The following is a 13,690-nucleotide window of genomic DNA, read 5'->3' on the forward strand; positions in this document are numbered from 1 at the left end:
CGCATCTTTACATCGGTGCAAATTTTAAAATTTTATGCAGGAGATAAAATTATAAGCCCGTGCAATGCATGAATTCTAAAATTCCACATCGCCTATAAAATTCCATGCCCCACACGACACATAAATTTTGAGATTTTAAAATTTCACGCCGCAGATAAAATTTAGGAATTCTTTTTGCGGTAAAATTTTAAAACTCTACCGTAAACCCTCTGCCCGCGTGGCGAGCTTCAAATCCGTCTAGAACTTAGATTTTCCTCACCAGCTCGGGGATTATTGCCTCAAAATCCACCCCTTCGTAGTCCTTGCGCTCCTCGTCGCTCATCGTCTCTTTGATCGTGCTTACGACGAAGTCTGCGGCGATGCGAACCGCCGTTTCCAGCGACTTGCCGCGCATTATCGCGCCGAAGGCTACGGCTGCGAAAATATCGCCGGTGCCGTTAAATTTGACCGGCAGCAGCTCGTGAAAATACTCGTTCGTCCTGCCCGTGCGCGCATCGTAGCTAAAAACCCCGCACTGATCGGCGATGTAGCCGATGCCCTTTAAAATAACCTGTCTAGCGCCCAGCTCTCTAAGGCGCGCAAGCAGATCCATGATGAAATCCCTATCTGCGTCCTCTCGGTACGGCACGCCCGTGATCGCGCAGGCCTCGGTGATATTAGGCGTGATGACGTCGGCCTGGGCGCACAGAAGCGACATCATGCGAGCAAAATCCTCGTTAAAGCCCGGATAAAACACGCCGTTATCACCCATACAAGGATCGACCAAAATGGTCTTGCCCGCGCCGCCGAAGCTCACAAATAGCTCACCCATAATCTCTATCTGCGCCGCCGAGCCCAAAAAGCCCGTGTAGATGCCGTCAAACACCACTCCGCGGTCTTTCCAGTGCGCCATGATCGCGCGTATCTGCGAGCTTAGATCGCAAAAGGTGTAGCCCGAAAAGCCCGTATGCATCGATAAAACCGCCGTAGGGATCACGCTCGTGCTCATCCCCATCGCGCTAAGTATCGGCAAGGCGACGGTCAGCGAAACCTTGCCCACGCAGGATATATCTTGAACGGTAAGAACTTTTTTCATCACAATTCCTAAAATTTTTGGCTCTATTTTACCGCTATTTATATTAAAAAGGCGAATTTAAATAAAATTTACTCTACGAATAGTCTAAATTTATAATATTTTTGGCGTTTTTCCGCTAAATTTTAAGCTGGGTTTGCCGTAAATTCGGCGTATAAATTTAAAAAGGCAAAAAATGATAACCGCAAAAGCTCTTTACGCATCCGCTCGCCTTAGATCGCTACCCCTTAGCGTCTCGGGCGTGTTGTTAGGCAGCGGCGCGGCATACGGCGCGGGCGTATTTAGAGCGGATATTTTTGCGCTGGCGCTGCTTACGACGCTGCTGTTTCAGGTGCTAAGCGACTACGCCAACGACTACGGCGACGCGGTAAAGGGCACCGACGACGATGGTAGGCTGGGGCCGCGCCGCGCGATCCAAACGGGGCAGATGAGTGCGGCCGAGATGAAGCGCGTCATCGTCGCTACGGCGCTACTTTCTGCATTTTCGAGCCTCGCGCTAAGCGTTTTGGCATTTGGCGAGCGATTTTACCTCGTGCTGCTATTTTTGGCACTGGGCGGCGCGTCTATATATGCCGCGATCCGCTACACCGTGGGAGCCGGCGCATACGGCTACAAGGGGCTTGGCGATATTTTCGTGTTTTTGTTTTTCGGGCTTTTGAGCGTGCTGGGCTCGTACTTTTTATACGCACGCTCGCTTGATGCGGCGCTGCTGCTGCCGGCGTGCGCGTGCGGTATACTAAGCACTGCCGTGCTAAATCTAAACAATATGCGCGATATCCAAAACGACGCGCTCAAGGGCAAACACACGATCCCCGTTCGCATCGGACTGCGCGTAGCCAAGCGCTACCACTATGCGCTGATCGCGGGCGGAGCGAGTCTGATGCTATGCTACTCGCTTTTGCGGGGCGAGCCGGGCGTAAAACTACTCTACGTAATTAGCTTTGCGCCGCTTATCAGGCATCTATTTTTCGTATCGAAAGTGCGGGAGTGTCGCGATTTCGACGGGCAGCTAAAGGTCGTCGCGCTCAGCACATTTACGATGTCGGCGCTGTTTTTTGTCGGGGAAATTTTGGGTTAATTTTAAACGCCGCGCAGATAAAATTTACGTCGGCACCGCAGCAAAGTCCTCTCGCGCAAAAGCGCTTTGTGCGAGTTCTCCTAATCTTGCAATCAACCTGCTTGTCGCACAGCAAAGCGTCTGCGGCAAGCTCGCTCAATGAAAACGTCCATAGCATATCTCTGTCCGCCTGATAGCTACCGCAATCAAATTTAAGGGGGCAAACTCCAGATCTCCGCGCCGTCTTGTATAGTTAAATTAAGCGAAATACCGCTCTTAAGTCCATACAAGCCCCATCACACCATGCTTTAATTGCCGTTTTGACGGCAGGTCGCCCGACTTTTGCGTCAAATTTAAAAACTAGAGCATTAATTCTACAAACGACCCGCGTGTTTGGCGCGGTAAGTTTTATGCTTATTGCACGGGCGGCAGCTCGCACCGCAAATGCTGCTTTAGCCCTACTTTTAAGCCCTCACACATTCTAAAATTTATCCATCCCTTCGGCTTTGATTGCTTTAGCCCTATTTTGAGCCCTCGCGTCGCTAAAATTTTACTAAATTTTACGCACTGCCTCTTTGAAACGACGCTTGCGAAACCATATCTCCCTACGCATAGCCCCTTAAAACTCGAAGCAATCTTGCACGTTGCTTAGAACTTCGCAGCCGCAATACCCACCGTTTTGCTCGCAAAAGTCCAAGACTGCCGTCTCGTTCGGCGCACGGCGGGCTCGCAAAAACTCCAGCGTGAGCCTATGCGTGCCGTCGCAGCCACGATGCGCCAAGCCCTCGCCTAAGAACTCAAATAGTCTCTCAAACTCCGCCCTACTCATCGGCAGGCTCTTTTCAAATGCATCTCGCTGCCGCTGCGCCGCGAGCTTTATGAGTTCCTTTTTTTCTAGATTTTTCCATTATTTCTCCTTTGCTGCGCCGCCTTGCCGCACGGATATCCTTTGGGCGCATTAACCTCATACCCGTCGTCCCCTGCCCCAAGCGGCATGCAAATTTCATCCAGACCGTGCACTAGCTCGTCTATACCGAAATAATCCTTATTAATTTTTTAGCAGAGCGAAATTATAGCAAAAGCAGAGCGCGAAATCGCAAATCCGCATGATTAAATTTTATCTAGAACAAAGAGCTATATTTTCGGCTAAATTTTGCCGTACCGAGGGATAAAATTTGGCAAATATCAGATGAAATTCTATCGAGTAGATGTGTAGAATTTAACCATAAACTAAAACAAAGGCGGCCGCGCCCGAAACACGACCGCTAAATTTTAAAATTTTACTTCTCAAACGCCTTTTCTAGGCTAAACGGAAACGCCTGATAGCCCATCGCATTGGTCATTTTGATTTCGATTGACGGCTCTTTTGCGCCCCATTCAAACTCGTTGATATGAGGGCTAGGCACGCCGACCGGACGGCCTTTGGCGATGTCAAACTGCATGCCCGCGACCGCTGAGTAAACCATCACGCTATCAAGGTCGTCTTGATACTGTGCGAGCGAAGTGACCGAGCTGTACCACTCGCTGCCGCGCTGTTTGCCGTATTCCCATACTTGCTCGACGGTCTTGGCGTTCTCATCGATTTTATAGACGACCGCGCGGGAGTATTTCATACCCGCCATCGCAGGTTGCTCCATACCGCGTGTGTCGCCGTTATCAAAGACGGTGAGATATACGACGCCCTTTTTGGACTTGCTATCGATGCGAAATGCCGTATGCTGCGTCCACTGCCAGTCAAATCCGCCCTTCTCGCTCTCATATCCCGGGCATTTTGAGTACTCGTCCTCGCAGACGATCTTTTTGCCGTCTTTATCTACAGGCTGGAGCAAATAGCCCTTAAATTCGTCCTTCCAGCCTTTGTGCGCGCCCATTATCCACTTGATCTTTTTGTCGCGGCCGATCTTAATGACGGCGTCTTGGTGGCGGCTGGAGATGATGATACTATCGTCGCTTGGATCGTAATCCACGCTATTTACGTGCGCCCAGTTGCGTCCGGGGCCCGAACCCACGATGTCGCCCCATTTTTCGTTCATATCCATCGCGGCTAACTCGTCTGCGCTTGCGGTGTGCCCCGCCTTTTTAGCGTCGATATTTAGGCACACCGCGCCCTGATCGAGCGTTTTTAGCACGATGTCGCGGTACGGATCTAAAATTTCATACAGCCTAAAATCGTCCACGACGTTGCCGTCTCTATCGACCTCGATGATGACGTCGCGGATCGTGCGGACGTTTTTACCGTCGGCGCGTTTATAGTTGGCGTTTGCCGCGCGCAGGAAGTAGTGTCCGTTTTGCGCAACGTCTAGCGAGTGCGAGAAGTCGTTGTAGCCTACAGGTAGCTCGCGGTTAAAGATTTCGCGGCCCATTATGTCGTATTTTGCGTATCTTTGGCCGTAGCCCCACGTCATCGCGCCGTCGTCGTTTTGTTTAAAGCCCATCATAACGCCCGCACTAAACGGCTGTTTGAGGTCGTAAATTTTACTAGGTTCTAGATACCAGCGCACCTCGCCTTTGGTGTCTAGGATGAAGTTGTTCGGGCTGTAGTTCCACTCGATCGCGCCGCCTGCGGGGTTGTTCCACACGACTTTGGTGCCCTTGCCGGTTTTATTTACGAAGTTATTTACGTAGTAGAGGCGGTTGGCGAATTTCGCGCTCGGAGCCTTCACGACTTCGATTTTATCAAACAGCGCGCCCTTTTGAGACGGCATGCCAGAGCTCTCTAGATAAATCGCAGGCGCGTAAATTTTATAGCTTTCTTTTACGTGCTCGGTTTGGCCCTTATAAATTTTATCGTACTCGACCTCGACGGTGTTTTGATAGTCGGGGTAGAGCCCGAAAACCGGGATTCCTCCGTGCGTACGAAGGTGCTTGTCGGCGACCTTATAGCTGATAACCTGACCGCCCGGTTTTGGCACGATAGTGACTTTTGCGTTTGCCAGCGTGTAGCCGCCGTTTTTGATAACCGCCGTTAGAGGCGCGATGTCGTATGGATTAACGACTACTTCGCCGATCTTGCCCGGAATGCCGTAGTCTATGTGCGCGCCGCTAGGTCCGCCGATAGCCAGCGCAGCCGTGCTTAGACCGCCTAAAAGCGCCGCAGCTAGTGCAAACGAAGAAAGAGTTCGCTTCATCTTATTCTCCTTTGAATTGGTTTGATATCGTAATTTTAATCAACCTCGCTAACGTAGAAATCACGCGTTTATTAAAACTTGCTTAATTATAAAAAATAATTTCAAATTTTGGCTTTTATGCCAAAATTTAGTCGAAATTTTATAAATTTAATCTAAAATTTATCTTAGCGTGAGTTCTGCGGCGGCGAGAGGATATAAAATTAACGCAAACAAAATCATTTTAAGGAGCATCCCATGAACCTACTTTCTAAATTTAGCAAAGGCTTTTTAGCCGTAGCGATGTTTGGCGCCCTTAGCGCATCCGCGTTTACCGAGGGCGAGGACTACGTAAAGCTCGAAAAACCGCTATCAGTCGAGCAAAACACGCTAGTTAAGGTCTTTAGCTACGCATGCCCGTTTTGCTACAAATACGACAAAACCGTAACGCCGAAGGTCTTAGAAAAGGTCGCGGGGCTAAAATACGTGCCGTTTCATCTAAAAACCAAAGGCGAATACGGCGAGGCGGCGAGTAAAATTTTTGCCGTCTTAGTCGTGATGGACGAGGAAAAAGGCGTGAGTCTGCTAGATAAAAACTCGCTGTTTAAAAAGGCTAAATTTGCCTACTACAAAGCCTATCACGATCAAAAGCAGCGCTGGAGCGACGGCAAGGACGAGGCTGCGTTTTTAAAGACGGGGCTTGATGCGGCGGGTATCAGCGAAGCGGACTATCAAAAAAAGCTAGAGGACCCAAAGGTCGCCGAACTGCTTAAAAAATGGGACGAGAGCTACGACGTAGCCAAGATCCAGGGCGTGCCGGCGTTTGTCGTAAACGGCAAATACCTCATCATGACGAAGTCCATCAGCTCCATCGACGGCATGGCGCAGTTGATCGAAGAACTGCTCAAAAAATAGGGCGCGGGCATGAAATTTGCGGAAAAAATAGCGAAATTTGGCGATAGCCGCCTGCCGTGGGCGATCCTCGTAGCAGTGAGCGCGGGGCTTGTTATCCTCGCGCACTCGCTGTTTCAAAACTACGTCTATATGCCGCCTTGCGAGCAGTGCGTCTATATCCGCTTTGCCTTTTTGTGCATGGCGCTAGGAGGCCTGGTCGCGATCATAAATCCTAAAAATTTGCTCCTCGCGCTCGCGGGCTACCTGCTAGCCTTTTGGGGCGCGATCCAGGGCATAATGTATAGCGTCAAGCTCGCCAAGATCCACGACGCCGTGCACGGAGACGATCCGTTCGGCGTGCAGGGCTGCTCGACCGAGCCGCACTATCCGTTCGGCCTGCCGCTTGAGCGGTGGGCGCCCGATTGGTTCTTGCCTACGGGCGACTGCGGCTACGATAATCCGCTAGTGCCCGAGGGCGTCACGCTAGACGGCTTTCAGAAGTATCTCGTGGATCTTTATGGGGACGGCTGGTACCTGATCCCATCAAGCAAATTTATGTCGATGGCAGACTGCACGCTCATCGGCTTTGGCGTATGCTTCGTCGTACTCGCCGCGATGTTTATTTGCAAAATTTTAACCCTTAAAAAAGCTTAAATCGGTCTAAATTTAGACCGATTTTGCTATACTCGCCGTATGAAAGCCTTACGCGAACATAATTTTAAAATTTACTTCATCATCATTTTCGCAAGCCTTTCCGTAGTGCTTTTGGGCGTGAAAAACTACGAGGACGCCAAGGCGCAGATCACGACGCTCGCGGATAAAAACAAGATCGCCGCTAGCGAAAATATGGTCGGGAATTTTTCGTTTTGGCTGGATGAGCGGCTGCGCTCGCTGGTGCGTGCGGCTAAATTTATAGAAAACGCGGGCATCTCGCAAGATAGCGAAAAACTCGGCGGCTTCATACGGCTTTTTAAAGAAAACTCCGCAGAATTCGACGCCTTGCAGTTTTTGCGCGAGGATGGGGAGATCTTCGTGGACGGCAAGGAGCTAGGCGAAAACGAAGCGATGCCAAAGAGCCTGCGCACGGGGCTTGTTTGGTTTGAGGAGACCAAAAACACGCTCGCACCCACGGTAAATTTTATGCAGCGCCATAAAATTTTAGGCGAACCGACGCTAAATTTATGCGTGCCCGTCATGGACGGCGGCTCGTTTGCGGGGGTGTTTTGCGGCGTGGTGAAGCTGCAAAACATACTAAAAAATATGGAAAAATTTAAGCTCGCGCCAGATTCCTACACCTTTATCGTCACGCACGGCGGCGAAATTTTAACGCCGATGAAGGACGCGGCGCTAAAAAAGCAGATCGAGGATAAATTTAAAGAGCTTTTCCTACGGGGCGAAGATATCACGAGCCTAAATATCGGCTCAAATTTCATCTCCATCGCCGAGATCCCCACGCTAAACTGGTTCATAGGAGCCGGCACCGATAACGAAAAGGAGCTCGCCGCGCTGCTTAGCTCCGTGTTAAAAAACGCCCTCATCTTGCTTTTTGCGTTCGCGGCGTTGGCGCTGGTGGCAAATTTCCTCCATAACTTTATGTACTCAAAAATCAAAAACCTGCAAGACGACTACGAGGCTCTGCTCAAGCACAAAGCGCGCATGAGCGAGGCGGGCGAGCTAATCAGCGGTATAAATCATCAGTTTATCCAGCCGGTTAATTCGCTAAATTTGATGATCTCAAGCCTACTCATGCTGCAAAAAGACGGCAAACTAGACGCCACGACGCTAGAGCATATGCTGCAAAAAGGGCAGGCGGCTACCGTGCTTTTAAGCGATACGATCGAAATTTTTAGAAATTTTTATAAAACGAGCGACAGCCCGCAAAAATTTAGCGTGCAGCGCTGCATCAAAGACCTGCTAAAGCTCATGCATACCGAGCTTAGCAAGGCAAACGTCGCAGTAAGCTTGCGCCAGTTTCAAGACGAAGAGGCCACGCAGCGGATGGGTATCGTGCAGCAAATTTTACTCATCCTCATACACAACGCCAAGGACGCGGTCGTGGAGCGATACAAAGAGCAGATCGCCAAGCGGCAAGTTTTTTTGGACGTCAAATTTGAAAACGGCATGTGCAAGATAGCCGTCACGGACTACGGCAGCGGCGTGAACAAGGAGCTTCGGGATAAAATTTTAACCCAGCCAAAAACCACCAAAAAGCAAGGAAGCGGCATCGGGCTGTATTTTGGCAAAAAGCTAGCAAACGAAAAGCTCGCAGGCAACATTAGGCTTCTAAGCGCGGGCGATCCGACGACGTTTGAGCTGAGCTTTGAGATAAATTTAAAGGAGTGAGATGCAAGAGCACTTAAAACTGCTTAAAGACCTGACCGTCCTCATCGTCGAGGACGACGAGATCGCAAGAGAGCTGCTAATAGGCGGGCTAAAGCCCTACTGCCTAAGCGTCTGGGGCGCGGCAGACGGGCTGGATGGGCTGGAGCGCTTTAAAAAGCTAGCCCCCGCCGTCGTCATCACCGATATCCATATGCCCGCGATGAACGGCTTTGAGATGATGAAGGAGATGATGCGCATAAAACCCGCGCAAAAATTTATCGTCTTTACCTCCTACGACACCGACGACAACCTCATCAAAAGCATCGAGCACGGCGCGGCGTCGTTTCTAAAAAAGCCCGTCGATATCGCCGCGCTCTGCCGCCTGCTCGTGGCTCTAACCTACGAAAAGGACGAAAAGCTCGTGCGCTTGGGCCCGCAAACTAGCATAAATCTTGCCAAAGAAAAGATCTACAAAAACGGCGAGGAGATTTATCTATCCTTTTTGCAAAACAAGCTCTTTTGGCTATTTGCGTACAATCTAAACAAGCTCGTAAGCTACGAGATGATCGAGGAGTTCGTCTACGAGGGCGAGCAAACGAGCAAGGGCGCGATACAAAACGTCGTGCTGAGGCTGAAGCGGGAGCTGGGGGTTAAATTTAAAAATATCAGTGAAAGTGGATACATAATGCTAAGCGGCGATCAAATTTAACTTTGCGGCTTGGCTTTTTGCCCTATACTTCGTTGGATTTCGCTACGGGCTGCAGTCGCGTATTATATTATACGCTCCTTTGCCCTTGCTCATCCGCCTCGTCTATGACAAAAATACTTCGCCTTAACTTTTTGCACCTAAATTTCAAGTCAAATTTGTAAATTTTAGCTCAAATTTTACTCGCCTAGACCCGTGTTTTGAAAACGTAAAATTTAGTCGTTATCGTGCCGTACGGCTTAGCGATAAAATTTACTAGAAGCCCTGCGGCCAAATTTAACGCGGTGCATAAAACAAAATTTGCTTTGGCGCGGCTAAATTTAATGCGACAAGGCCTATTTCGCCAGCAGCTCCTTTACCGCGGCGGCCATTTCATCGACGGAGCCGAACGAAGCCGTGTTTAAGAGATACTTGCCGCTGACGACAAATGCCGGTACGCCTGAAATCACCGCGACTTCGTAGCCCGCGTCCCACTGCGCAAGCAGCGCCTGCGCCTTTTTGCTGGCAAGCGCCGCTTCGTATTCGCTCATGCTCACGCCCGCAGCATCTAGCGCGGTTTTGATGAACCTTTGTTTATCGCTACCGCCGCCAAAATCGTCCTTTTTGTCGTGGATCGCTTTGTAAATCGCAAATTTCGCCTTTTTAAATTTCGACTCTTCGCTTAGCAGACTCACATCGTCCTTTTCATCAAGCACGATGAGGGCTGCGAATATACCGCTTGCGGTCTGTCCGAACACGCCCTTGGTCTTTAGGTGCCACGGCAAAAACTCCGTCCCTTCAAGCTTTTTCATCAACTGCGGCGTGACCGTCCTATCGAACGCATAGCAGTGCGGGCACTCGTAGTTAAAAATTTTAACGACGCTGTTTTTCGGCACGTTTAGCGGCTTTTGTAGCACTTGATAATTAACGCCCACCTCTAGCGCGTTTGCGCCCGAGCCGAGCAGGCAAACGGCGGCTAAAGCTTTAAAAAATTTAGCGATTTTCATAAAATTCCTTTGCGGTAAATTTCAAAGATTGTATAAAATAAAGGGTAAATTTGAGATTAAAGCGGACAAAGGCAAGGCGGCTTCCCACAGAAAATATATAAAAAGCAGGCTACGCCATCACGCCACTTGAGCAAGCAGGCTAATTTATCGCTACAAGCTCTATTTCTGATCTCGTTCAGATTTAAATTTAATAGCAAGGATTGCACGCTCGCAGCTTAATTTTAAAGCATGCAATCCGCTTTAATTTAATAAATTTTATTTATCAAAGGCATGGATTATCCACTTTACGCGCTCAGGATCGTCGTGATCGAAAAACAGCGTCTTGCCTGTATCCAGCGCAGCAATGGCAGCCATATCTTCAGGCGCAAGCGCAAAATCAAAAATGTCGAAATTTTGCCTCATTCGCTCTATTTTTACACTCTTTGGAATGACGATGATGCCTCGCTGAATTAACCAGCGCAAAATAACCTGAGCTGAGCTTTTGCCGTATTTTTCACCGATACTGCTTAGCACGGCGTTTTTAAATATATCGTTTTTACCCTCGGCAAAGCTAGCCCACGATTCAAACGCTATGCCGTAATCCTCAAGCGTGCGCTTTAACGCTTCACGCTGATAAAACGGATGACACTCAAGCTGATTTACCGCAGGGATGACGCCGCTGTTTTCGCACAGATCGACGATCCGATCAGCGTAGAAATTACTAACGCCGATAGAGCGGATGCGGCCCTCATCGCGCAAACGCTTCATCGCTCGCCACGAGCCGTAAATATCGCCATATGGCTGATGAATGAGATAAAGGTCGAGGTAGTCAAGCCCTAGCTTTTTCATCGACGCATCGAAGGCCTTTAGCGCGCGCTCCTCACCTGCGTCGTTAATCCAAAGCTTAGTAGTTATAAACAGCTCCTCGCGCTTTAACCCGCCTGCAAGAGCCGTCTTAATTGCTGCACCAACGCTCTCTTCATTGAAATACGCCTTTGCCGTATCAATGCTGCGGTAGCCGACCGAGATCGCATCCTCTACGCATCTTTGCGTCTCTTTCGGATCAACTTGAAATACGCCAAATCCTAAAATCGGTATCTTATTGCCGTCATTTAAGGTTAAATACTGCATTTTTGCTCCTTTGCTAAAAAAATTCATCTTATATAAAAATTTAAAATTTCGCGCTTAAATCTCAAAATTCTATCCGCACCAAAGCGACAGGTGGAATTTAAAAGCTAAATTCCAACCTATCGCGAAATTTTAATAATCAAAGATATTCGGATCGATCACCAGCGCGCGGTATGCCACGTCGTCTCTAGACGCAGACTCCACATCCATTTCAAATTTAACGTCGTTGCTCTTCGGATCGATCTCCACGAGCACCATTTTGATCGTCTTATCGGGCTTTAGCAGATAGACGTTCGAGCTTGAGATGAAGTAGGTGCTTTTATCCTTTTGCCACTCCACGTTGCTCGTAACAGCGCTATAGAAGTCAAATCCGCGCTCCTTGCCAAACTCCCATGTCTGCTCGACGGTACCCTTTTGCTCGTCGATCTTGTACTCGACCGCGCGAGAGTATTTTTGCTCTTTTAGCGCAGGCTGCTCCATACCGCGGCCGTCGCCGTTGTCAAATACGCTGATGTGCTTTACGCTGCCCTTGTTATCGTAGCGCGGAGTGAGCCACGCGGTGTGCTGTGTCCACGACCAGTCGAAATCGCCCTCGCATTTTGAGTTTTCGCATTTGATTTTGTTGCCGTTTTTATCAACGGGCACTAGCACCTTTTCTTTAAAGTCCGCACTCCAGCCCTCAGGCGATGCGAGGATCCATTTTACCTTTTTGTCGCGGCCGATCTTAACGATGCCTTGGTGGCGAAGCGAGAGGATGATGCTGTCGTCGCTAGGGTCATATGAGATGGAATTTACATGCGCCCAGTTGCGTCCCGTGCCGGTTGAGGTCACGTCGCCAAACGGCAGATCGTCGCTGATTTTGATCTCTTTGGCGTCCATGTCGATATTTAGGCACACGGCACGAGCGTCAAGAGCCTTGATGAGGTTGCTGCGGTAGACGTTTTTTCCGAAAATTTCATTCAGATCCCACTCGTCCACGACCTTGCCGCTGCCGTCCACTTCGATGATGTGATCTCTGATCGTATGCGAAATTCTGCCGTCAGGATGATGGTAGTTATATTTAGCGACGCGAAGCAGCAAGTGATCGCCATTTAGCGGCATCACCTCGTGGCTAAGGTCGATGTAGCCGCGCGGCAGCTCGCGGTTATACACCTCCTTGCCCATCATATCGTAGCGCATATATCGCTGCGCCATGCCCCAGCTCAGATCGCCGTTTGGCAGCTGATGAAAGCCCATCATCATGCCGCCGTCCATCACTCTGCGCTCGCTGCGGTCGTAAAATTTCTGATAGTCCAGATACCATCTGACCTCGCCCTGCGTATCGACGACGAAATTTTCGGTGAAGTCGTTCCAGCTAGCCGCACCGCCGTTTTTCCAATCAAGCGGCTTATAAACGCTCGTGATGGTATTGTTGATGAGATAGAGCCTGTTTTTAAACGCGGGATCGACCTTTTTGACCTTCATCTTTTGCATGTGGCTAAATCTATAATCGCGGCTATACGTGACGATCGGCTGAGCGTAAATTTTATACTTTTCGACCTTCTTTTCGCCGCCGAAAACATAGCTTACCTCAACCTCGTTTAGATAGTCCGGATATAGCCCCCAGATCGGCACGCCGTCGTGCGTCAGCAGCGCATGCTCGGATACGTTATAGGCGATGTCGATGCCGCCGCCCGGTTTTCCTAGCACCCGCACGTGGATATCCTTGATGTCCTTACCCGCCCTATCGATGACGGCCGTTAGAGGCGCCACGTCGTAAGGGTTGATAAACACCGAGCCAAGCTCGCCTTGGGTTTTTACCTGATGCGCCAAAACGCCCGCACTCGCAGTCTGCGGCACCGCTATAAACGCGCCGCTTGCAAAGGCCGCAGCCAAAACGATAGAACCGAAAAAATTCTTACGCATATTCGCTCCTTTTGGGTAAATTTATCTAATTTTACTACTACCGAATCACATAATAATCATACTAGCTTTAAATCAAATTTAAAGTTAAATTTTAATACATCTACTTAAATTTTAGAACGCAAGCGAGACGGGTAATAGGCTAAAATTTGATATAATTAACCCTGCTTGATCAAATTTAAGGAGAGAAAATGCCATTCGTAAATATAAAAGTAGCCGCTCCAGAGCCTACAAAAGAGCAAAAAAGCAAATCATCGCCGAGATTACGGACACGCTAGCGCGCGTATTAGGCAAAGACCCAGCCGCAATACTCGTGATGATCGAAACGCTCGGTACGGACAGCATCGGTAAAAGCGGTCTAAGTCTTGAGGAGATCAAACAAAATAAAGAGAAAAAATGAGTGAATTTTTATAGGATTTGAAGCCAAAAATCACGCTCGCAGCGGACACTACTTGCGCCGTTAAGCGGCCAAATTTACCGAACGAGCAAGTAGCAGTTTAAAAACATCGCTGCGATCTGCTGTTGCAGGTGAGCATCAGG

At 49.3% G+C, this 13,690-nt stretch carries 12 protein-coding genes; 6 read left to right on the plus strand and 6 right to left on the minus strand.

The window, feature by feature from the left end:
* Positions 1 to 244 precede the first annotated feature (244 nt).
* Positions 245 to 1,075: a pyridoxamine kinase gene (locus tag KH703_RS09560; protein WP_304295640.1), complete on the minus strand. Its 831-nt coding sequence runs from the start codon at positions 1,073 to 1,075 to the stop codon at positions 245 to 247.
* 172 nt (positions 1,076 to 1,247) lie between these two features.
* On the opposite strand from KH703_RS09560, the gene menA reads away from it, so the two are divergent.
* Positions 1,248 to 2,150, plus strand: coding sequence for a 1,4-dihydroxy-2-naphthoate octaprenyltransferase (gene menA, locus KH703_RS09565; RefSeq protein ID WP_304295641.1), 903 nt, complete (start codon positions 1,248 to 1,250; stop codon positions 2,148 to 2,150).
* 598 nt (positions 2,151 to 2,748) lie between these two features.
* On the opposite strand, the gene KH703_RS09570 is transcribed toward menA, so the two are convergent.
* Positions 2,749 to 2,958, minus strand: coding sequence for a DUF2695 domain-containing protein (locus tag KH703_RS09570; protein ID WP_304295642.1), 210 nt, complete (start codon positions 2,956 to 2,958; stop codon positions 2,749 to 2,751).
* A gap of 451 nt (positions 2,959 to 3,409) precedes the next feature.
* Positions 3,410 to 5,257 carry an aryl-sulfate sulfotransferase gene (locus tag KH703_RS09575; RefSeq protein ID WP_304295643.1) on the minus strand — a complete coding sequence of 616 codons (1,848 nt, stop codon included), beginning with the start codon at positions 5,255 to 5,257 and terminating at the stop codon, positions 3,410 to 3,412.
* A gap of 234 nt (positions 5,258 to 5,491) precedes the next feature.
* On the opposite strand from KH703_RS09575, the gene KH703_RS09580 reads away from it, so the two are divergent.
* From KH703_RS09580 to KH703_RS09595, 4 genes are read left to right on the plus strand one after another with little or no spacing between them, the layout of a single operon-like run.
* On the plus strand, positions 5,492 to 6,148 hold the full coding sequence (locus tag KH703_RS09580; protein WP_304295644.1) for a thiol:disulfide interchange protein DsbA/DsbL: 657 nt from the start codon (positions 5,492 to 5,494) through the stop codon (positions 6,146 to 6,148).
* A 9-nt stretch (positions 6,149 to 6,157) separates the two neighbouring features.
* Positions 6,158 to 6,781 carry a protein-disulfide oxidoreductase DsbI gene (dsbI, locus tag KH703_RS09585; RefSeq protein ID WP_304295645.1) on the plus strand — a complete coding sequence of 208 codons (624 nt, stop codon included), beginning with the start codon at positions 6,158 to 6,160 and terminating at the stop codon, positions 6,779 to 6,781.
* Positions 6,782 to 6,820: 39 nt separating this feature from the next.
* Positions 6,821 to 8,470, plus strand: a complete 1,650-nt coding sequence (locus KH703_RS09590; RefSeq protein ID WP_304295646.1) for a sensor histidine kinase — start codon at positions 6,821 to 6,823, stop codon at positions 8,468 to 8,470.
* A gap of 1 nt (position 8,471) precedes the next feature.
* A complete protein-coding gene (locus KH703_RS09595; RefSeq protein WP_304295647.1) occupies positions 8,472 to 9,158 on the plus strand; it encodes a response regulator transcription factor in 687 nt (228 codons plus the stop codon).
* Between the two features lie 332 nt (positions 9,159 to 9,490).
* Here KH703_RS09595 and KH703_RS09600 read toward each other — a convergent pair whose 3' ends face one another.
* From KH703_RS09600 to KH703_RS09610, 3 genes are all read right to left on the minus strand, one after another.
* A complete protein-coding gene (locus KH703_RS09600; protein WP_304295649.1) occupies positions 9,491 to 10,141 on the minus strand; it encodes a thiol:disulfide interchange protein DsbA/DsbL in 651 nt (216 codons plus the stop codon).
* Positions 10,142 to 10,396: 255 nt separating this feature from the next.
* Entirely contained in the window at positions 10,397 to 11,251 is an 855-nt protein-coding gene (locus KH703_RS09605; RefSeq protein WP_304295651.1) for an aldo/keto reductase, read from the minus strand.
* Positions 11,252 to 11,380: 129 nt separating this feature from the next.
* Complete coding sequence (locus KH703_RS09610; RefSeq protein ID WP_304295653.1) at positions 11,381 to 13,153, minus strand: aryl-sulfate sulfotransferase; 1,773 nt, start codon at positions 13,151 to 13,153, stop codon at positions 11,381 to 11,383.
* Between the two features lie 259 nt (positions 13,154 to 13,412).
* Here KH703_RS09610 and KH703_RS09615 point away from each other — a divergent pair, with 259 nt between their 5' ends.
* A complete protein-coding gene (locus KH703_RS09615; protein ID WP_304295654.1) occupies positions 13,413 to 13,550 on the plus strand; it encodes a hypothetical protein in 138 nt (45 codons plus the stop codon).
* The last annotated feature ends 140 nt before the right edge of the window (positions 13,551 to 13,690 follow it).

The organism is Campylobacter gracilis, assembly GCF_018374135.1.
GTDB classification, from domain to species: Bacteria; Campylobacterota; Campylobacteria; order Campylobacterales; family Campylobacteraceae; genus Campylobacter_B; species Campylobacter_B gracilis_A.